Origin of the sequence: Salinibacterium sp. M195, assembly GCF_019443965.1 — a bacterium.
Taxonomy (GTDB): Bacteria; Actinomycetota; Actinomycetes; order Actinomycetales; family Microbacteriaceae; genus Rhodoglobus.
In genome coordinates this window covers 734065-753733 of record NZ_CP040814.1, presented here as the reverse complement: position 1 = coordinate 753733, position 19669 = coordinate 734065, and the positions used below count along the sequence as shown (strand labels likewise).

Below are 19669 nucleotides of genomic sequence, written 5' to 3'. Positions count from 1 at the left end.
GCGCCAGCACCACCGTGAACGACATCACTCCCGTAAACGAAAGCACCCTTGTGAACAGCAACCCCACCGTCGTCGAGCTGCGCGGCGTCACCTTCCGCCGCGGCGAGCGCACCATCCTCCACGAGGTCGACCTCACCGTGCGCGCGGGCGAGCACTGGGCCCTCCTCGGCCCCAACGGTGCCGGCAAGAGCACCATCCTCGGTTTCGTCGGCGCCTCAGCGCACCCGACTTCCGGAACCGTGGACATCCTGGGCCAACGCCTCGGCCGAGTCGAACTGCAGGCACTGCGTCGCTCGATCGGACACGTCAACCCCCGTCATCCGCTTCACGCACCCCTCACGATTCGGGATGTCGTACTCACTGGCCTCACCGGATCCCTCGAGACTCCCCCACGATGGGAACCCACCGCGCAGCAGACGCACCGCGCGGTAGAACTGATCGAACAGATCGGGCTGGCGGGCAAAGATGCCCACCGCTGGCCCACCCTGTCGCAAGGAGAGCGAGGCAGAGCACTCATCGCGCGCGCACTGATCGCCGAACCCGACCTGCTCCTTCTCGACGAGCCCAGCACCGGGTTGGATGTCGCGGCGCGGGAGCAACTCCTCGAAACCGTCGATGGGCTCACCCACAGCTTTCCGCGACTGGCCTCGATTCTCGTGACGCATCACCTCGAAGAGCTGCCCTCCACGACATCCCATGCCGCGTTGATTGCGAACGGCCGGATCGCTCAGGCGGGGCCAGCCGAACAGGTGCTGACCACCGAGAACGTCACGACCGCCTTCGCGCATCCGATCCGTGTCGGACAACACGACGGCCGCTGGTTCGCGCTGCCCGGCCGCAAGCGATCTCTCGACCTCGCCTCGGTCTGACCCCGCCAACCCTCCAAGAACTGTCTTCGTAAGCTCAGCAAGTAGAGGAAGGCACATTTGGATAAATCATGGCGAGGCGGGTCCGCCACGTATTACTCCGCGAACTAGATCGAGCGTCAGAGTTTCTGGATCGAACTCAGGTAGCCACCACGTTGCACCTGCCTTCGCAAACGGTTGCGGGTCAGTCTCCGGCGGGAGCGCCGCGACGATGTCGTACGGGGTCGTTCCGGCGTGGCTTCGAGCATCATCGATAGCAACGACGGCTTCAGCCAGCTGGTCAGGGTGCATCAGATTGACCGGGACGTAGCCGTCGTGGCGGGCAGCTCGTTGTTGTGGTTTAGTGCGGCCCGCTAATCCACCGACCCACACCGGTATACCCTCTCGCCTGTAGGGTGGGGGCTGAAATTCGAAGTCGTCGACTGTGTAGTGTTCGCCCGAGTAGCGCACTGGGTTTCCTGACCAAGCGGCAGCGAGAATATCCAACGACTCATCGAGCATTCGGGCTCGGAGCCGATCGCTAGGTTCCTCTCCTGTGGAACTTAGTTCACTTCCGAATCGGTCGTCACCAAGCCCAACACCGAGCACAAAACGGCCATGACTCAACCGATCGAGGGTGACTGTCTCTCGGGCGACCTTCGCCGGTCGACGTCGTGCGAGCGGCGTGATCATCGGCCCCAAGCAAATAGCTTCCGTTGCGATGGAGATTGCCGTCAAGGTGATCCACGGGTCTGCGACATAGCGGACAGGTCCAGCCCAACGCAGATGATCCCAAACGAAGACTCCGTGCCAGCCTGCATCCTCCGCTTCGGCCGCTAGCCGGGCAACCACGGCAGGATCTGCCAGTTCGTCGAACAAGGGCAGCCACAACCCGGACCGCAACCCGCTCACCTTGCCTTCCGCTTTCGCAACCACCGCGCTAGCACTCTTCGGTGTGCTCGAGAATCGCATCAACCACTTGATTCCAAAAGCGTTGAGGCGGGAACTGGTGGCCCATACCGTCGAGCACGACAAGTCGGGCTCCCGGGATCGAGCTAGCGAGCCGCTCACCGTGCTGGAGCGGAAACAACGGGTCGGATGTGCCGTGCAGAATCAGAGCCGGAACTCCAGAAAGTTGGCTCATTCGGTGAGGTTGGGTTCCACCGTCCTCGAGCAGGAAGTGGTTGGTCATGCTCGCAGCAATATTGCTCGTGCGATCGAACACGTGCCCAGCTAGCCGCCGCATGCGCTCCTCGTCGAACTCATTCGGCCCGGCATACGGGCGCTCGCCCTCAACGATGTACTCCACAACCGACTCTCGGTCCTTCCAGTCAGGCTCGGGAACACCATTCGAGAAGGTCGCTCGGATTTCGGGGGTCGGGCCAGGCAAATCTGTAATTTCTGCATCGATTGGGGTGGTCGCAATCAGCGTCACCGTTGCCACCCGGTCAGGGCGCTCGCAAGCCATACGTTGAGCGATGCCGCCGCCCATCGACAGCCCCACGACGTGTGCACGTTTGATCCCCAACTCGTCCAGCACGGCGATAGCGTCCGACATCAAGTGTGCACCTGTATAGCCCGGGGAGCCGGTCGGGTAGCTCGTGGAACAGCCGGTATCGCGCTGGTCGTATCGCACTACTCGGCGGCCCCTGTCAGCCACTTGTTGGCAGAACTCGTCATCCCACCAATCCATCGACCACGTAGCCCCACCGATTAACAACAGCGCGGGTTTCTCTCGTTCTCCCCTAGCCTCGACGCACAGCCGCACGTCGCCAGCTACCTGAAACGCGAACTCTCCGAATTCAGTCACAATTCATCCTCTCTGAGGACAGCAGCTCCAGCAACCCTTCCCTTGCCCGCTTCGCGGAGCAGCTAACGAACGAGCTCCACCACCAGGTCAGGGAGCGCCGCGAAGCTCACATCTAGCTGAAAGCTGAAGTTTTCGTGTTCGTCACTCGCCTTCGAACCCGGCGGCGGGAAAATCTGGCCGACTGTTTCTTAGTTAGAGGAAAGGCCAGCCGCCATCTCCCGATAGATGGTTGAGAGTTCACTCGCGCGAGCGCCCCAGTCTGATGTTTTGCGTCCTTCAAGATAGGCGGCGAGATCCTCGATATGGGTCTGCCAGCCTGCACCGTGGTGATGGTAAACATCGAGCGGCAGGCCAGACTCCTCGACGATGAGCCTCGTGCCGGCAGGCTCCTCAACCAGCGTGACATCAATCACGCCGGGTGCATCGTCATCCGACCAGGTCGTTATTCGCAAGTGTCGAGATGGCTCGCAAATATCGATGCGGCCCAATCCCTCCCAACCGCTGGTAAACCTAGCGTTGAACTCTCCGCCAATGGTGAGATCGCCATCTACGGTCACTATCCAACGCGCGAGTCGGCTTGGCTCCGTAATTGCGGACCATAAGTCGTCGATGTTTGTCCCGTAGACATCCTCCACGTGAACGACTCCTGCGCCGTTCTCCTCACGCAAACTGCCCAGAATTTTGGTGACTCCGGATCCTTCAGGCATCGCTATTCCCTTTTCTCTCGTTGACCGCGAGCGACTTGTCTCGTTTGCCGCGTGCGACTTCGGTGTGGAGCGCGTCGAGGCGGTGTTCCCAGAGAGCGCGATACTCCCCCAGCCACTCGTCAAGCTCTTGGAGCGGCTCAGGACGCAGTGAGTAGATGCGATGCTGCGCCTCATTGTGAACATCCACTAACCCAACTTCGCGCAAGACCCGGAGATGTCGCGAAACACCGGGGCGCGCGATCGGAAGAAGCGCTGCGAGTTCGGTGACATTCGTCGGGCCCAATCGAAGTCGGGCGAGCAAAGTTCGACGGCTCTCGTCCGAGATCGCCTGCAGCATGGTGTCCATAATTTGAATGTACCACTGTGGGTACATACACGCTAGGTTACATTCCGGCTTCGCCTACCGGCATCCGACTCCCCCGACGTCGAGGCGCCACGAGAACCTGAGAGTATCGCAGCTTTCCTTGTTTATCGTTCTGAGCGGACCTAACCTGAATTGATGAATCGGGCAACTTATGTAGCATCCGGTGGGCTCGTTCTCAGCATCGTGCTATTCGCTGCGGTCTACATCACTGCTGCCATCAAACGCTCACAGAACGCGATCTGGAACAGCGCGACATCGGAATGGGCGTTGGCGCTTGGTGCCTGGTCTGTCTGGTTGATCCTCCTCACCGCCGCCCTCGTCGTGCTCCTTCTAGCGGCGCAGATCATCTGGGCTTACTTACCCCGATTATGGTCTGGCCGTTGAAAACAAGCCGGGTCAAGCTCGAATGAGCCGTCAAGAATCTGAGCACGCTCTCACCCGGCAGCGTGAAGCATGCGGCACGCGATCGCTGAGCTCGCACACCGCAACCTGCGCACTGCTGCAGGGGAGGGCCGGATGACTCCGACTCTCGCTTTCGTCTTTGTCGCCCTCGGCGTCATGATCGTCTTCTTCGGCATCGCCAGCTGGCGCCGCCGCCGGTCAAACGATCAGGATCGTGACGGCCGCCCGAAGGACCGATAAACGAAGTTGCTACCGGGCGAGGGGACCGCCGGCAACGTGCGATATCCATCTTCAAGACAAAACAGGATTGCTCTACAACTAGTCGCGACGAGTGCCATACGGTGACCGATACGGCAGCGACGTTAGCGAACTAGCGGAAGCAAAGCCTCATAGGCCGCAGCGAGAACCTTGGCCACCGCTGCGACGCTCTCATCGTCCGGCAAGAAGTCTGCGCTGTGCAGAGTGAGATCTGGGCGGAGTGTTGGCGTGCGCGTGCCCAGGAACATCATGAGTCCGGGATACACGTCGCTGTAGAACGAGAAATCATCCGATCCACACGAACGCATCGGCTCCACAGCATCAAAACCTTGGGCCTGTAGCGCGGGATCGACGAGCCCCACAAGTTCAGGGTCATTGCTCAACACCGGCTCACCGTGGGTAATCTCAACAGTGCCGGTGCAGTTGTTAGCTTCAGCCACGAGCCTCACCGTGCGCTCCAACTCTCGCGCGATCGTCAGCCGGTCCTCGGCCGTTGAGCTTCGAATCGAGCCAGACGCACTGGCCATCGCCGGAATCACGTTAGCCGCCTTGCCAGCGTGCACACTGCCAAAGCTCACCACCACGGGGTTCATGGGATCAATCTTGCGACTCACAATAGTTTGCACCGACGAAACGATCTGAGCCATCGTGACAATGGGATCGGTGCTCTTGTGCGGATAGGCAGAGTGACCACCAGTGCCCTCGACGACGATCCTAAACTCATCCGATGCCGCATTGACGACTCCGGCGCCAGTCGTGACCGAGCCCACCGGAACGTCAGGATGAACATGAACACCGAGCACTGCTCGCACATCGTGCGCATCGAGCAGCCCGCTATCCATGATGTCGCCCGCCCCAGAAGGATAGGACTCCTCGCGAGGCTGAAAGATAAAGACCAGAGCAACGGGAAGATCGACGGTCATGGCCGCTTTCGCAAGTGCCACAGCTCCCGCCATGTGCACGTCGTGACCACACGCGTGCATACCGCCGTTGGTGGAGGCGAAAGGCGAACCCGTTTTTTCGTGCACGGGAAGAGCATCCAACTCGGCACGAATCGCAATCGAAGGGCCCGTCCTGGGCCCGATGCGCACGATGCGTCCGGTGTCTGCAACCGTCTCAAAGTCAGAAACGTCCAGCGCCGCAATGATGCGGTCGGCTGTTGGCCCTTCCTCTCCTGAGAGAGCAGGGTTGCGGTGAAGCTCATGGCGCAGTTCGATAGCAGCCGAAAGCTGCTCATCGACTTTGGAGAGCAGCAACGACTGCTCTTCTACTGACTTAACACTGTGCATGGGAGACCTTTGTTCAATTCACGGACGACACGATGAGCGCCTAGTACGCGTAGGAGTACGCTGCGTATTTCTCATCGTCGGACAGTCCGTTCACGTGCTCAATCTCTGCACGTTTCACGAGAACAAACGTCTCAAGGAGTCGCTCAGGGAACCAACCGGTGACGACGTCATCAGCGGCAAGAAGGTCGAGAGCGTTGCCCAACGAGTGCGGAAGATTGCCAACGCCGTACTCGTCTAATTGCTCTTGAGTGAGGTCAGAAGTTTCGCCGGACACGACCTTGGGTGCGGGAAGGTTGCTGCGGATCCCTTCAAGACCTGCGCGGATCAGAGTGCCCAAGGCGATCCACGGGTTGCTTGTCACGTCAGCACCACGGAACTCCAAGTTGTACTGCCGTGCCGGGTTCGCATTGGGGCGTTCGTACAGCGGGCAGATACGCAGAAGGGCTTCTCGGTTGTTCTCACCCAAGAACACGCCACCAACACTCCAGTGACCCGGAGCTAGTCGCTCATACGAGACAACGCCAGAGGCGGCGAGGGCCGAGATCGCGGATGCGTGCTTGAGGATTCCCGCGGCGAACGACCCCGCAACGGCAGAAAGTCCGCCCTCTCGACTGGGGTCGTAGGCGACAGGCTCGTTGTTGTCATCGAGCAGACTGAGGTGAATGTGAACACCGGAGCCGCTGCCACTGGCTTCAACAATCGGGCTGAAGCTAGCAGTGTGGCCCAGCTGGGTTGCGGTGTTGCGCACGATCTCGCGAAGGAGAATAGCTCGATCTGCTGCCGCCAGAGCATCCGCGGGAGCAACCGTGACCTCCCACTGGCGAGGAGCGTATTCGGGCAGCCACATTTCGGGCTCGAGACCCGCGTCTTCGAGTGCGGCCATGATGCTCGAACCCAGCGGCTCGAGCTCAAGAAGATTTCTTAGCGAGAACGCAATGTTCGGAGCCTCTGGATCTTGATCGAGAAGCATGAACTCGTGTTCGAACGAGGAAAGCACTGACAGCCCAGTCTCCGCTTTGAGATCGGCAATTGCGTTGCGCAAGAACGTACGGGGGCAGCAGTCCCAGGCGCTGCCATCTTGATTCACGATGTCAGAAAGCACAACCTTCGTTGGCTCAGCATCAGGCAAGGGAATTTGCGAGAGACTCGTGACGTCTGGCTGCAGTCGAAGGTCGCCAACGGATCCGAAAGGGTTAGGCGAAACGATTTCGCCGAACGGGTTGATCGCCAAGTTGGCGGGCACCCAGCCCGATCCATTCACGAGGTATTTGTCGAGTTCACTCTGGCGCACTGACCGGCCCCGGCACTGGCCGGAGAGATCGGAGGTCAAAATTACTGCCAATGGTTCTCTGCGCAACGTGTGCTCCCTGCCTAATGACGTCATGTGGTTTCTGCCTCGTCGCCCGGCCCGAAGCCAGGGATCTGCAGTGTCTTTTCTTGCAACGCATCGAATGCTTGGATGCGTTGGGTGGGGCTATCGCCCAGTTCTTCAACGACGCCGGCGATCACGGTTTCCACGAGCGCGAAGCCTGAGGTTAGTGAGTCGAATGGTGACGGCGAGGTGACTGAGCTCGAAAGCAGGTAGTCCGCGTGTTTGGCGGCCGGCGACAACCACGGATCGGTGAAGAGCACCGTCGTCGCTTTCTTGTTCTTGGCGTTCTTGAGGAAGCTGACGGTGCCTCCCTGATAGCGCCGATAGTCGAAGGCGATGAGCACATCTCGAGAGGTGAAGTCGAGAAGCGTAAATGCCTTCTCTTGTTCGGTGGGGTCGACATGGTTCACGTCTTTGCGCAGTAGCCGCAAATGCAAGGTGAGGTACTGCGCCAGAAGATCGCTGAATCGACCCCCGACGGTCCAGATGCGGTTGCGCGGGTTCGCGATGAGTTTTGCGATCTCAATAATTTCGGTTTCGGGAATCGCATTGAAAGTCGCGTCTAGTCCCTCTGCAAGGACGCGCTTTGAGTCGGCGACAAACTTGATCCCGCTCTGCGTTCCCGGCGTCGTGCTCGCCGAACGCTCGCCATACATTTCGAGTGGGGACGACGTTCGAACAGAGATTTCTTGTCGAAGAAGCTTCTGCATTTGCGGGTATGAACCGATTCCCAATTTGGAAATGAGGCGGAGCACGGTTGGCGCGCTGACGTTCGCTCGCTCGGCAAGCCGGTGCACCGGCTCGAGGCCTGCTACCGGGTAGTCCGCGATGAGCACCCGAGATACTCGGCGTTCGGCAGGGCTGAGGCTCTCGTGCTCCTTCTTGAGCTGTTCAGCAAGGGTGAGAGGACTGGTCATGAGGCACTACCTATCGATCGTTTACGAAAGAGGCGAAGCTCTCTCGTTCCCATTAGCCCGAGAGGCGCTTTCACCAGAACAAACAACAACACCGCTGCCAAGATCAGATCCGCAATACCGGCGGGCAGCGAGTTGCCACCGGTGAATGCTCCGTCTTGAAATCTTCTCAGAATTTCCTGAAGAACCGACACTCCCAGAGCGCCGATTACGGCACCACTCAGCGAAAGGTAGCCGCCAAGGACAATCATCACGATGAAGGAGAACGTGAGGGTCAAGAAGAAGGTCCGCGAGTTGAAGGTCGTCAAGAACCCGGCGTACAGAGCGCCGGCAAATCCGACGGGGATCGAGCTCAGCACCCAGGCGAAGGCACGGTGTCGGCCAACGGCGATTCCGGATGCTGTTGCCGCTAAGTAATCTTCGCGCGACGCTTGCAGCTGAAGCCCGCTTCGCGACGTCTTGTAGGCCCAGGCCATCACGATGACTAGTGCTGCGATGCCGGCAGCCCACCAGATGGTCGTGGACTTCGGCAGGCCGATCATGCTGGATGATCCGCGGGTAACGTCTGTCCAGCTGTTGAGTACGGTGAAGACGATCACGAGTAGAGCCAGCGTTGCGATTCCTGCCTGCAACCCTCCCAAACGCGCCATTATGGGTGCGGTGACGAGCGCGAGCACTGCTGCCGCGAGTCCGCCGACGAGTACGGCGATGGGGAACGGGGCATGGATGGTCGCGAGGAAGCCGAGCGACTCTGGCAGATCCGAAAACATTGATGACTTGAGGTTGACCGGGATCGTGAGGTACGCCGTCGTGTACGCCCCAATTGCCATAAAGCCAACGTGGCCGAACGACATCACGCCGGAGTTGCCGGAGAAGAGTGAAAGACCAGCAACGAACACCACGGCAATGAGCGCCTGCACGGTGACCCTGGTGATGGTGGGATCACCAAACACGGCGATAAGAGCTACTAGCCCCATAAGGGCGACAAGAAGGATCGGAGTTTCGAATAGTCGGCGAATGCGAGTGGAGTTGGTCATGATGTGCGCACCTTCGTTCCCGAGAGAAGCCCTTGCGGGCGGATAACCAAGACGACCATGACGGCCGAGTAGAGGAAGGCGTCTCGGAAGGCGATGAGGTCTGTCGGCAGTGTTGCCTCAAGCAACCCAGTGCCCATGCCCAACAGGAGCCCGCCGAGAGCAGCGCCCTTGAGGTTGCTCATTCCGCCAACGACGGCGCCGACAATGCCGATGAGCAGTGGGGTGAGCCCCATCTCTGCCGATACAGCACCTTGCCGCGCTACCAGGATGATTCCTGATGCTGCGGCCATAACTCCGGCGATCGCGAAGGCACTCATGATGACGAAGCTGCCTTTTACTCCCAGCGACTTAGCCACTTGAAAGTTTTCAGCGGATGCTCTGAGCTGCACACCGAGAGGGGTTTTCTTCATCAGCAGCGCAAGACCACCGAGCAGCACGCCACACAGCACCAGGGTGACGATCTGAAGGACAGTGACCCGAATACCGAAAACAGTGATCGACTCCGTCAAGAACGGCTGAGGGGGAACGCCCTGCGTGCGGGGAAGGACGGTCATCCGCATCACGCTTTGCAGTGCCAAGCTCACAGCGAACGACGCAATCATTAACGTCACCGGGTCAGCGTTTCTTAGCGGCCTGAACGCTAGGCGCTCAGTGAGCACCGAGACGACGACCGCAAAAACAACGGCAGCGAGCGCCCCAACAAACCAAGGGTAGTCCTTGAAAAGGTACATCGCGAAAGCACCGATCATGATGATCTCGCCGTAAGCGAAGTTCATCAGTCCCAAGATGCCAAAGAGAAGAGCAATGCCAATGGTGAGCAACGCGTAGGTGGCGCCGAGGCCCACCATGTCGACGATGATTTGCAAGATCATTCTGAGTCACCCATCAATCCGGTTGGCGAGAACCCGAGGTAGTCAACGACGGCGTCATTGGCTGCGAGCTCTTTTGCGTTTCCACTGCCCAGAATCTTGCCCGGGGCTTGCATAACGTAGGAGCGGTTCGATACTTCGATTGATCGCACAGCGTTTTGCTCGACGAGCAGGATGGTCACGCCTTCGTCGCGAAGTTGTTCGATAACGTCAAAGATCAGATCCACGATGATCGGGGCGAGCCCCAGCGTTGGCTCGTCAAGAAGGAGAAGTTTCGGGCGCAAGAGAAGCGCTCGGGCGATCGCAAGCTGCTGTTGTTCTCCTCCCGAGAGCAAGCTGGCTCCCCGGCTCCAGTACTCCTCAAGGATGGGGAATCGAGCGAGCTCCCGCTCGATGTCAGCGTCAATGTTCCGCTTGTCTTTTCGGGAAACTGCGCCGAGACGAAGGTTCTCACCCACGGTGAGACTCGAGAACACTCCGCGATCTTCGGGAACATAGGCGATGCGGTTCTTGATGACCGAAAACTTTTTGTCGGTGACCGCGGCACCGTCATAGGTGATCGACCCCGAGTACACGGGCGCGATTCCCACAATTGACTTGAGAAGGGTCGATTTGCCGGCTCCGTTTTGGCCAATGAGGGAGACAAGTTCGCCCTCTCCGACTTCGAGCGATGCCCCTTGAAGCGCCATCACTGACTTGCCGTAGCGAACGAATAGGTCGTTGATCTCTAGAAGCATTTCAGTGCCGCTTTCCGAAGTAGATTTCGACCACTTGTGGATCGTGCCGGATGTCCTGGGGCAACCCGGCGATGACGGTGCGGCCGCTATCGAGAACGTGGAGCCGGTCGCACGTGCTCATCACCACCGACATGTCGTGCTCTACAAGCAACACCCCGCAGGCACGTCGACGCGAAATGTTGCGGATGGCCTCGATGAGCTCGACGGCCTCTGACTCGTTTTGGCCAGCGGCCGGCTCGTCAAGCAGGAGAAATTTGGGGCGGGTTGCTAGCGCCCGCGCTATACCGATTGTTCGGATGAGCCCAGCGGGCGAGGATTCTGCTGCCGTGTTCGCTACCGACTCAAGATTGAGTTCTTCGAGAAGTTCTTCCGTCAGCTCACGGGCTTCGTGGCGGCGCATGCCGCAGCCAAGAGCCGCTACCTCGATGTTCTCGGCGACGGTGAGTCGCCCAAAAACGCGAACGCTCTGGAACGTACGGACGATTCCGATGCGCGCCCTCTTGCGCATTGACATCCGCGTGAGATCTTTGTCTCCGAGCATTACCCGGCCGGTGGTCGGGTGAAGCATGCCACTGACGAGATTAAGGGTCGTGGTCTTGCCTGAGCCGTTGGGACCGATCAGGCCGACTACTTCTCCGCTTTTCACCGAGATTGAGACGTCTTCGAGCGCCTGGACGCCATCGAAGTTCATCCCGCCGTCGACGAGTTGCAGCGTCTCCACCTGCGGGACTTCTGTTGCTGTCGTCATCGTCTTCGACCACACTCCGTTGTTGGGTCAATCCTTAATGCCTGCTGTGAGCAATGTTACCATCATTAGGATTGGCTGCTCAAATATCCGTATGTAACGTAAGTTACGGTATCACCGGTGAATCGCGCAACCCCCCGCTACGCTGGTGCTTCGCACAGGGACGAGTGATGAAAATGAATGAAAACTCAGAGATCGCCGAGCACATCAGTGAACTTTCGCTGATCGACCACCACGTTCACGGAACGTTGATCCCTGATCTCAGCCGCAGCGAGTTCGAGTCGCACCTCACAGAATCATCCGAGCCGATACCGCCGTGGATGACCCAGTTCGATTCTCAAGTAGGCTTCGCCGTTCGCAAGTACTGCGCCCCGCACTTTGACCTGCCCGAGCATGCCAGCGCCGACTCCTATTGGGCGGCACGCGCGCAATGGGGATCCGACGAGATCGCTCGCCGGCTCTTACGAACTTCCGGCATTTCTGAGTCCATCGTTGACACTGGTGTCATCCAGACGGAGCACTCAGAGCGGAGCCTCACCACCCTCGAAGAATTTGGCACACTAGCCGCCCAACGCGTGCACGAAGTTGTTCGACTAGAAACGCTACTTGAGGGCCTCGTCACCGCCGGAGTGGGGGCAGACGCGTTGGAGGATGCCTTCGACGCCGCGCTGGCCGCAGCGGCCACCACAGCGGTGGGATTCAAGAGCATCATTGCCTATCGCTTCGGTTTCGATTTCGATCCGGCCAGGCCCCACCGCGACGATTTCACCACAGCCGCCCAGGAATGGCTCACGAGCACCACCGCTGGACCGTTCCGCGTTTCCCATCCCGTACTTCTTCGAGCGTTGCTCTGGAAGGCCGTGAGCACCGGGCTTCCCGTTCAGCTCCACGCCGGCTACGGCGACGCCGATATCGACCTGGAGCGCTGCAATCCGCTGCTGCTCACCCCGTGGCTCAGACTGCTTCCTGCCGACTACTCAGACGTCATGCTCTTGCACTGCTACCCATACCATCGCGAAGCTGGCTATCTCGCTCAAGTTTTCTCCCGCGTGTACTTCGACGTTGGGTTAGCCATCAACTACAGCGGAGCGGCCTCAGATCGCGTTATCGCCGAGAGCCTCGAGCTCGCGCCTTTCAGTAAGGTGCTGTTCTCTACCGATGCGTGGGGATTGCCCGAACTTCACTCCATCGGCGCTGCCCTCTGGCGGCGCGGCATGACACGCGTGTTGTCTCATCTGGTTGATGACGGCGACTGGTCTCTCGCCGACGCGAAGCGCGTTGCGTCACTGACCGGTCGTGACAACGCACAGCGCGTGTACCAGCTACCCACGAGCTGATAACTGAGTTCGTCGTCTCGGTTGCGCGCAAGCGAACGGAGACGACGAACTAGTTCGCGACGTTTAGCCGCGCTCGGTCAACTCCAGCAAGACGGCTCGAAGCTGCTCAATGCCGTAGAGCAGCTGCGTCTCGGAGATGACAAGTGGTGGGGAGAAGCGCACGGTCGAGCCATGCGTATCTTTGGCCAGCACTCCCCTCAGCATCAGGCGTTCGCAGATTTCGCGCCCACTCGCGAGGGCTGGATCAATATCGATGCCCGCCCAGAGTCCGCGCACGCGCACCGCGAGCACTCCTGAGCCAATAAGCGTTCGCAGTTCACGTTCAAGAACAACACCCAATGTGGCTGCACGCTCTTGGTACTCGCCAGTATTCAGCAGATCAACGACCATGCTGCCGACCGCGGCGCCCAGAGGATTACCGCCGAATGTGCTGCCGTGGTCACCCGGCTTCAGCACACCCAACACATCCTGATTGCCGACAACAGCCGACACAGGCATTACTCCTCCGCCGAGGGCCTTGCCCAAAAGATAGAGATCCGGCTCAACCCCGACATGCTGCATCGCGAGGGTCTTTCCGGTGCGGCCGAGACCCGACTGGATCTCATCCGCAATGAAGAGGACATTGTGCTCGCTCGTGATCTCACGTACGCGAACAAGATACTGCTCGGGCGGAATCACCACGCCTGCTTCGCCCTGGATGGGCTCGATGAGCACGGCAACCGTGTTCTCATCGATCGCCGCCTCGAGCGCAGCCTCATCGCCGAACGGCACAGATCGGAAGCCCGGGGTGAATGGACCGAATCCCTCGCGGGCTGACTCGTCATCAGAAAAAGAGACGACTGTGGTTGTGCGCCCGTGAAAGTTGCCGTCGGCAACGATGATGTTGGCCATCCCGGCCGGCACACCCTTGACGACGTAACCCCATTTGCGCGCGACCTTGATCGCCGACTCCACGGCCTCAACACCGGTGTTCATCGGCAAGACCATGTCTTTGCCCACCAGCGTTGCGAGCTTCTCGGCAAACGGAGCGAGCTGATCGTGGTGGTAAGCCCGAGATGTCAGCGCGACTTTGCGCAACTGCGTTTCCATTGCGCTGACAATCTCAGGATGACCGTGCCCGAAGTTTGACGCGGAATAGCTGGCCAAAAAGTCCAGATACTCTTTGCCATTGACGTCGGTGAGAACCGCACCCTCGCCCGAAGCGATCACGACTTTCAAAGGATTGTAGTTGTGGGTAACCCACCGGTCTGAGAGCTCGAATAGTTCTGCTTCGGTCATCTCTGTGTGTGGTGAGGTACTCATCTAATTTCCTTTTACTGTTGTGTCGAGCGGAGGTGCACTGCAATAACTAGGCGGCGCAGGAGTTTCCGTCACCGAGGTCGGGGATGCCGTCGATGCTGTGCTGTTCGACGAACGTTACGGATCCCCCACTGACCTTCACCACGGACAAAGGCATGTCAGTGATCTTGTGGCAGGTTGAGGAGAAATAGGTAGCGGGACCAATTGGCGTTTCAACGGCGCTGCTGTTTTCCATCGCGTCGCGTAATACCGGACCATCGAGCGAGTCAGCGCTCTCGAGTGAGGCTGCAAGCGCAATCATCATGTTGTAGCCGAGCAGTGCGTAGCTGGTCGACGGCGGTGCGTCGAACTTTGCCGTGTAGTTGGTGACGAAATCATCCAAGTCAGTGGAGTCTTGGCCAGAGCAGTATTCGTAGCAAGCGAATGGCGTGTAGTAGACCTCATCTACGTCGCCAACGATGTCGAGCAACAGTTGACCGTCAAGGGCTGCTGGTCCGACAATCGGAGTCTCAATTCCCGCATCGCGGATCTGGCGGATGGCGGTAGCCGCACCGGGGTTCCAGCTCGCTACGTAAATGAAGTCAACGTTGCCGATGTCGCTCTTCAACCGAGAAATCTGACTGCTCACGTCAACATTGTCGCCGCCGGGAAAGCTGTCGTTGCCGACTACTGTTCCGCCGAGCTCTTCGAGCTTCGCCTGAAAGTATCGACCTGCCGACTTGGTGTACTCGATGCTTTCGTCTTGAAGCAGGTAAGCGGATGCCCACCCCTGCTCGTAGGCCCAAGAAGCCCCAGTGGATCCTTCGACGTCGCTGCCGGCGTTAGCCGAGAAGACAAAGTCGCCGAGCGTTGTGCTGTCAGCCATCTTGGGGTCACCAGCGCAGATCGACACTGCAGGAACTTCAGCAGCCTGAGCGTTCAAAGCACCCTGAGCACTGAGGTCGAAGTCACAAGGAGTGACCAGCAAGTCAATGCCGTCAGATATTAGCTCTGTCGCGACGGTGCCGACGGTGGCCTGGTCAGAGCGAACGTCCTTGACGATCGCACGAACCTGCATCCCGTTGATTCCACCGGCCGCATTGATCTCGTCGATCTTCAGGAGCGCCGCATTGCCTGGTTCGACATCGAACGGTGCCATGTTGCCACTTTGCGAAAGTGCCATACCGATGACGATTTCATTCTCATCACTCTCGGAGCCTCCCCCGGCGGCGCAGCCGCTCAGCGCGATGACCGCGATTGTGCCGACAGCAAGCAGAGAACGTGCTTTACCTGCACGCCGTGATTTCTGGGTATTCATGTCATACCTATCTCTTAGTGTTGTGGAAGGAACGTGCTGTGTCCTGTTAGAGCATTGCTGCCCGCAGGGCGACGCGGTTGGCGTCAATTGTGCGATCGATGTCGTCGTGCGTCGTCGATGCATTGAGCCGCCGGTCACCAGTTGCGAAGGCGGGCTCCAGAATTCCCTGCGAGAGCAGGGAACTGTGGTATTTGGCGTACTGTTCGGTGTTGGATTCCATGGCCTGACGGAAGTTCGTCGGCAGTTCCTTGCGGAAGTAGACGGTCCACTCAGAGCCGATTCCCGAAACGCACGCGTCGATTCCGGCATCCGCGATCGCATCCGTTATGCCAGCGCGAAGTCGACTACCGAGGTCGTAGAGATGCGTGATCACATCTTCCGATTCCATGATTTCGAGAGTCTTGTTTGCCGCCGCGACCGAGTACGGGTTGCCGTTATAGGTACCGTCGATTGTCGCTTCGTTCTTTGAGTAGGCGCCCAAGTGGCCCATCAGATCGTCGGAGCCCGCAAGCGCCGCGATCGAGTACCCGTTTGCCATCGCCTTAGCGAAAGCGGTGAGGTCGGGCAGGACACCCGCGACGGACTGGTAGCCGCCGAGTGCTGCCCGGAAGCCTGTCTTGACTTCGTCGAAGACCAGTGCGGCTCCGTGCTTCGTGCACAGCTCGCGGAGCAATTCGAGAAAGCCGGGCGCGGCCGGAACGCAACCGAAGCTGTGCACGTAGCCCTCAGAGAAAGCTGCGGCAAGTTCACTACCGTGCTGATCGAATGCAGCGCGGAGCCCCTCGAAGTCATTCCACTCAACAACGACTACATCAGCGACAGCGCCGGGGTGCAGCCCAGCGCTATTCGCGGTGGCAAGCGGGGACGTGTCGGTGAGGTCTGCCCGCGAGCTTCCCACGGCAAGAACATCACTCCAGCCGTGATACGAACCGTGGAACTTGAGAATCTTGACGCGGCCGGTCGCTGCACGGGCGATGTGAGCCGCGTGCATGGTGGCGTCAGTACCCGAGGTGCAAAACGCGACCTTGTCGGCCGAGGGCACGAGAGAAGTGATTCTTTCTGCCAGCTCATACTCGCCCGACTGCGGGCCAACACCGGTCAAGTCACACGTGCTGGCAGCGGCGAAAACGGCTTCGTTGACCCGCGCGTCACAGTGACCGAGAATGATCGGCCCCCATGAGTTGATGTAGTCGAGGTACTTGTTGCCCTGCTCATCCCATACGTAGGCGCCGGCAGCCTTCACGAAGACTTGGTCCCACCCGACGCGGTGCCCGGAGGACACTCCGCGCGGAACAACTTGGCGTGCGCGCTCCCACGTGGCGAGGCTGTTTTCGGACTGTGTTGAAGCTGTCATCAGCCGGGGTCCTTTCTGGACGATCACTGGGTAGTTATTGGTTACGCGTCTTGTGGTGCTGGAGTAGGTGCTGCTGAAGTAGCCCGCATTGCTGCACTGAGGCGTTCAGCGATCAGCGCAGTGGGGAGGTGGGTATTCGCGCTCGGAACGTCAGGCATGATCGACGCGTCGATTACGCGAATGTTGGCGAGGCCATAGAGGCGACCCTGCTGGTCAACAACCGCATTCGGATCCCCCGCCTCGCCCATGCGAACAGTGCCGCAAGCGTGAAAGTAGTCGCCGACGTAACTGCGAACCCAGCTCTCGAAGAATTCGTCATCGTGCAAGGCGCTGAGTGGTGTTCCGTGTTCGTCAATGAAAACTCGTTCGATAATCCGCTGAAAACTTGGCGCGGCGATTACCTGCTCGAGATAAACGATCGCCTCTTTCATCGCCGCTCGGTCTTGCTCTGTCGACAGCATCCGTTCGCGAACTATGGGCGGCGCGAGGGGGTTTTCCGGGTTGAGTTCCAGTTCACCGCTCGACGTTACTTTCATCAACGCCGCCATAATCAGGCCATGGTCGGCCTCTGTGCCGTTGAGTAGCGTGCCGTGAAGCGGAAGAAGATGGATGTCGCCGGCCCCGAAACTTGACGACAAACGCATGACCGCACCAATGCACGGTCCGGTCGTATTGACCTCTCGGAATTCTGGCTTGAGCGTGAAGTAAACGCTCGCCGCCGGGTGATCCTGCAGATTCTTTCCAATTGCCGGATGCGTGAGGTGTGATCGCAAGAGAATGGCCGGAGTTTCGAAGACCCCGGCGCACAGAACTACGTCATCGGCGCGCAGCTCCGTTCCATCGGCCAACACGACACCGACGACGACGTCACCTTCGATGAGCAGCCGATCGGTTTGACTATTGCCCTGAATCACGAGGTTGTCGCGACTGCGAGCTTCGTTCAAATAGCGTTCGAGGCTCGAAAAACGGCCACTCGCGTTGGCGTTGCGCCACAACAGTCCGCTGCCGTCCTGCGGTCCGTAAGTATCCACTCCGGTCGGAAGGTCAAGTCTTTCAGCGGCGTCGAGCAGTGCCCGATCCACTGGAGTGAATTCTTCTTCTGTCGACACAATAAGGTCTGATTTGAGTTCTTCGAGCCAGGGCTGGACCTGCTCCCACGACCACTGGTCACACCCGAAGTCGCGGGCCCAGCGGTCGTAATCTTCGGGCAAGCCGGGAAGCGCCAGCATGGCGTTGACCGCTCCAGAACCTCCAACACCGGTGCCACGGTTGTAGAGCTTGGGTTCTGAGCCTTCGAGCTTGCTAGCGAAAAGATCAGGGTAAAACGCAGCAGTCTCGCCCAATGCGTCGATCCAGTTCAGCGAGCGCAGCCCGGAAAGCTGAGCACCAGGTTCGCGGTCGGGGCCCGAGTCAAGAAGGAGCACCGAAGTGCTTGCGTCTTCAGACAAGCGTGCGGCAACAATGCACCCGGCGGTTCCGGCTCCGACGACAATTACTCGACGCATTCGACATCCTTCCAACGTTTCCGTTCGCAGTCCGCCGCGGGGCTAGATCTGCGCTGATCTTGTGCTTAGCGGGCTGGCGTGACCAAGAAGTCTCGGTTGAGGATGATCAGATCCTCCATGGAGAGATCGTGAATCGAGTCACGCCCGATTCCGAACATCGTCTCGTCGATACCGTCTCGCATGATCTCGAGCACCTTGTGCACTCCGTCTTCGCCCGACACAGCAAGCCCGTAGAGATAAGCGCGCCCGATAAAGACTGCCTTCGCCCCCAATGCCATCGCTTTCACGACGTCAGATCCTCGACGAATTCCGCCATCGACCATGACGTCGATGTCGCTGCCCACCGCGTCAACGATGGAGGGGAGGAAGCGAATCGGCGATGGCGTGCCGTCGATGTTGTTGCCCCCGTGGTTCGAGACCGAGATCGCGTCTGCCCCCATGTCGACCGCGAGTTTGGCGTCTTTGATCGTGGAGATTCCCTTGATCATGAACGGGCCGCCCCAGAGTTCGCGCAACCACTTCACGTCTTCCCAGGTTGGAGTTGGCGTGTGCACGAACTCGTTCCACGCCGTGCCGAACGACGGCACATCGCCGGGCGTGATGAACAGGTTCGGAACCTTGAGCTCCGGGATGCGACCTCTCTTCAGGTAGCGGGCGAACCACTGCGGGCGTGAGAGCGCGTGCGGAGCGAGCTCCATCATCGTCTTGAGATCCATTTTCATGGGCGGTGCCGGTGGAACGCCCCAGTCACGACGGGGCGTAAACGACCAGTCGAGAGTGACGATGAGGGCCTTAGCGCCAGAGCGGCGCGCTTCTTCGACACGAGCTTCTATTCGGTCGCGGGTACCGACCCAGTAGAGCTGGAAGAACGATTTGTCGTTTGCTGCGGTGACGTCCTTGATGGAACTCGACGCATAAGAGCTGAGACCAATTGCCGTTCCCATGCGCTTTGCCGCGCGCGCTGCGGCGACTTCGGCATCAGGGTGGATGGCCTGAGCGCCCACCGGCGACACAATGACGGGGATGTCGATGTCGACACCCAGAATGTTCGTTTTTGTGTCGATCTTGCCGCGAGACGGGCGGTCGAAGATCGTCGGGCTGAAACCTAGGTCATTGTAGGCGCGGATGTTTTCATCCAGCGTCCAGCCTTGCTCGTTGCCCGCCTTGAAGGCGAGCCATACTGCTTTAGGAAGGCGCTTTTTCGCAAGCTTTTCCGCTTCGGCCAAATTGCTGAACGGTACTTTCTTCGCCATGCGGTGCTGCCTAACTCTTCGGGAGACGTTGGTCACTTACTGGGTAGGTCGGCCGACTTTCTCTCCGCCAACACCACTTTGTGCCTGAATCGAGTCTATTAACATTTGTTAGATTTAGGCTCGATCTTAACACTATGTTGCAGTTATTTCAAAGAAGATCGCGCTGATTGCACGTTTTTGGTTGAACCAATTTGCTGACAATGACTCCGAATGTTGTTTTCATTACATTCGTTTAGCGGCGTCGCAAAGTGAAGATCCGCGAGAACATGACCAAG

General features: G+C 59.1%; 20 protein-coding genes. 4 read left to right on the top strand and 16 right to left on the bottom strand.

Annotated features, from left to right (window positions below; genetic code table 11):
• Positions 1-23: 23 nt before the first annotated feature.
• Positions 24-869, top strand: a complete 846-nt coding sequence (locus FFT87_RS03595; RefSeq protein WP_219950680.1) for an ABC transporter ATP-binding protein — start codon at positions 24-26, stop codon at positions 867-869.
• Positions 870-935: 66 nt separating this feature from the next.
• Here the strand turns inward: FFT87_RS03595 and FFT87_RS03590 are convergent, their stop codons facing one another.
• From FFT87_RS03590 to FFT87_RS03575, 4 genes are all read right to left on the bottom strand, one after another.
• The gene (locus FFT87_RS03590; protein WP_255560036.1) at positions 936-1781 is read right to left on the bottom strand and encodes an LLM class flavin-dependent oxidoreductase; all 846 of its coding nucleotides are present in this window, start codon (positions 1779-1781) and stop codon (positions 936-938) included.
• Positions 1782-1785: 4 nt separating this feature from the next.
• Entirely contained in the window at positions 1786-2655 is an 870-nt protein-coding gene (locus FFT87_RS03585; RefSeq protein ID WP_219949999.1) for an alpha/beta fold hydrolase, read from the bottom strand.
• A 188-nt stretch (positions 2656-2843) separates the two neighbouring features.
• Positions 2844-3362 carry an SRPBCC family protein gene (locus FFT87_RS03580; protein WP_219949998.1) on the bottom strand — a complete coding sequence of 173 codons (519 nt, stop codon included), beginning with the start codon at positions 3360-3362 and terminating at the stop codon, positions 2844-2846.
• Positions 3355-3708 (bottom strand): helix-turn-helix transcriptional regulator, encoded by a 354-nt coding sequence (locus FFT87_RS03575; RefSeq protein ID WP_219949997.1) that lies wholly within the window; start codon positions 3706-3708, stop codon positions 3355-3357. The genes FFT87_RS03580 and FFT87_RS03575 overlap by 8 nt, the downstream gene beginning before the upstream one ends.
• 153 nt (positions 3709-3861) lie before the next feature.
• Between FFT87_RS03575 and FFT87_RS03570 the strand changes: the two genes are divergently transcribed.
• Together FFT87_RS03570 and FFT87_RS03565 are read left to right on the top strand one after the other, a co-directional pair.
• Positions 3862-4110 carry a hypothetical protein gene (locus tag FFT87_RS03570; RefSeq protein ID WP_219949996.1) on the top strand — a complete coding sequence of 83 codons (249 nt, stop codon included), beginning with the start codon at positions 3862-3864 and terminating at the stop codon, positions 4108-4110.
• Between the two features lie 69 nt (positions 4111-4179).
• Positions 4180-4368, top strand: coding sequence for a hypothetical protein (locus tag FFT87_RS03565; RefSeq protein ID WP_219949995.1), 189 nt, complete (start codon positions 4180-4182; stop codon positions 4366-4368).
• A 122-nt stretch (positions 4369-4490) separates the two neighbouring features.
• Here FFT87_RS03565 and FFT87_RS03560 read toward each other — a convergent pair whose 3' ends face one another.
• The 7 genes from FFT87_RS03560 to FFT87_RS03530 are packed head-to-tail and all read right to left on the bottom strand — an operon-like array spanning position 4491 to position 11352.
• A complete protein-coding gene (locus FFT87_RS03560; RefSeq protein WP_219949994.1) occupies positions 4491-5675 on the bottom strand; it encodes a M20 family metallopeptidase in 1185 nt (394 codons plus the stop codon).
• Between the two features lie 40 nt (positions 5676-5715).
• Positions 5716-7017 (bottom strand): glutamine synthetase, encoded by a 1302-nt coding sequence (locus FFT87_RS03555; RefSeq protein ID WP_255560035.1) that lies wholly within the window; start codon positions 7015-7017, stop codon positions 5716-5718.
• Between the two features lie 38 nt (positions 7018-7055).
• Positions 7056-7964 (bottom strand): MurR/RpiR family transcriptional regulator, encoded by a 909-nt coding sequence (locus FFT87_RS03550; RefSeq protein ID WP_219949992.1) that lies wholly within the window; start codon positions 7962-7964, stop codon positions 7056-7058.
• Complete coding sequence (locus tag FFT87_RS03545; RefSeq protein WP_219949991.1) at positions 7961-8998, bottom strand: branched-chain amino acid ABC transporter permease; 1038 nt, start codon at positions 8996-8998, stop codon at positions 7961-7963. Before FFT87_RS03545 ends, FFT87_RS03550 begins: the two co-directional genes overlap by 4 nt.
• Positions 8995-9870 (bottom strand): branched-chain amino acid ABC transporter permease, encoded by an 876-nt coding sequence (locus tag FFT87_RS03540; protein ID WP_219949990.1) that lies wholly within the window; start codon positions 9868-9870, stop codon positions 8995-8997. The genes FFT87_RS03545 and FFT87_RS03540 overlap by 4 nt, the downstream gene beginning before the upstream one ends.
• On the bottom strand, positions 9867-10604 hold the full coding sequence (locus FFT87_RS03535) for an ABC transporter ATP-binding protein (RefSeq protein WP_219949989.1): 738 nt from the start codon (positions 10602-10604) through the stop codon (positions 9867-9869). The genes FFT87_RS03540 and FFT87_RS03535 overlap by 4 nt, the downstream gene beginning before the upstream one ends.
• A gap of 1 nt (position 10605) precedes the next feature.
• Positions 10606-11352 carry an ABC transporter ATP-binding protein gene (locus tag FFT87_RS03530; protein ID WP_219949988.1) on the bottom strand — a complete coding sequence of 249 codons (747 nt, stop codon included), beginning with the start codon at positions 11350-11352 and terminating at the stop codon, positions 10606-10608.
• A gap of 173 nt (positions 11353-11525) precedes the next feature.
• On the opposite strand from FFT87_RS03530, the gene FFT87_RS03525 reads away from it, so the two are divergent.
• On the top strand, positions 11526-12686 hold the full coding sequence (locus FFT87_RS03525; RefSeq protein WP_219949987.1) for an amidohydrolase family protein: 1161 nt from the start codon (positions 11526-11528) through the stop codon (positions 12684-12686).
• A gap of 63 nt (positions 12687-12749) precedes the next feature.
• Here the strand turns inward: FFT87_RS03525 and rocD are convergent, their stop codons facing one another.
• The 5 genes from rocD to mftD form a co-directional block, all read right to left on the bottom strand.
• Positions 12750-13988 carry an ornithine--oxo-acid transaminase gene (gene rocD, locus FFT87_RS03520; RefSeq protein ID WP_219949986.1) on the bottom strand — a complete coding sequence of 413 codons (1239 nt, stop codon included), beginning with the start codon at positions 13986-13988 and terminating at the stop codon, positions 12750-12752.
• Between the two features lie 46 nt (positions 13989-14034).
• Entirely contained in the window at positions 14035-15282 is a 1248-nt protein-coding gene (locus tag FFT87_RS03515; protein WP_219949985.1) for an ABC transporter substrate-binding protein, read from the bottom strand.
• Between the two features lie 46 nt (positions 15283-15328).
• Entirely contained in the window at positions 15329-16636 is a 1308-nt protein-coding gene (locus FFT87_RS03510) for an aspartate aminotransferase family protein (RefSeq protein WP_219949984.1), read from the bottom strand.
• A gap of 41 nt (positions 16637-16677) precedes the next feature.
• Positions 16678-18141, bottom strand: a complete 1464-nt coding sequence (locus tag FFT87_RS03505) for a GMC family oxidoreductase (protein WP_219949983.1) — start codon at positions 18139-18141, stop codon at positions 16678-16680.
• Between the two features lie 65 nt (positions 18142-18206).
• The gene (mftD, locus tag FFT87_RS03500; protein WP_219949982.1) at positions 18207-19394 is read right to left on the bottom strand and encodes a pre-mycofactocin synthase MftD; all 1188 of its coding nucleotides are present in this window, start codon (positions 19392-19394) and stop codon (positions 18207-18209) included.
• Positions 19395-19669 lie beyond the last annotated feature (275 nt).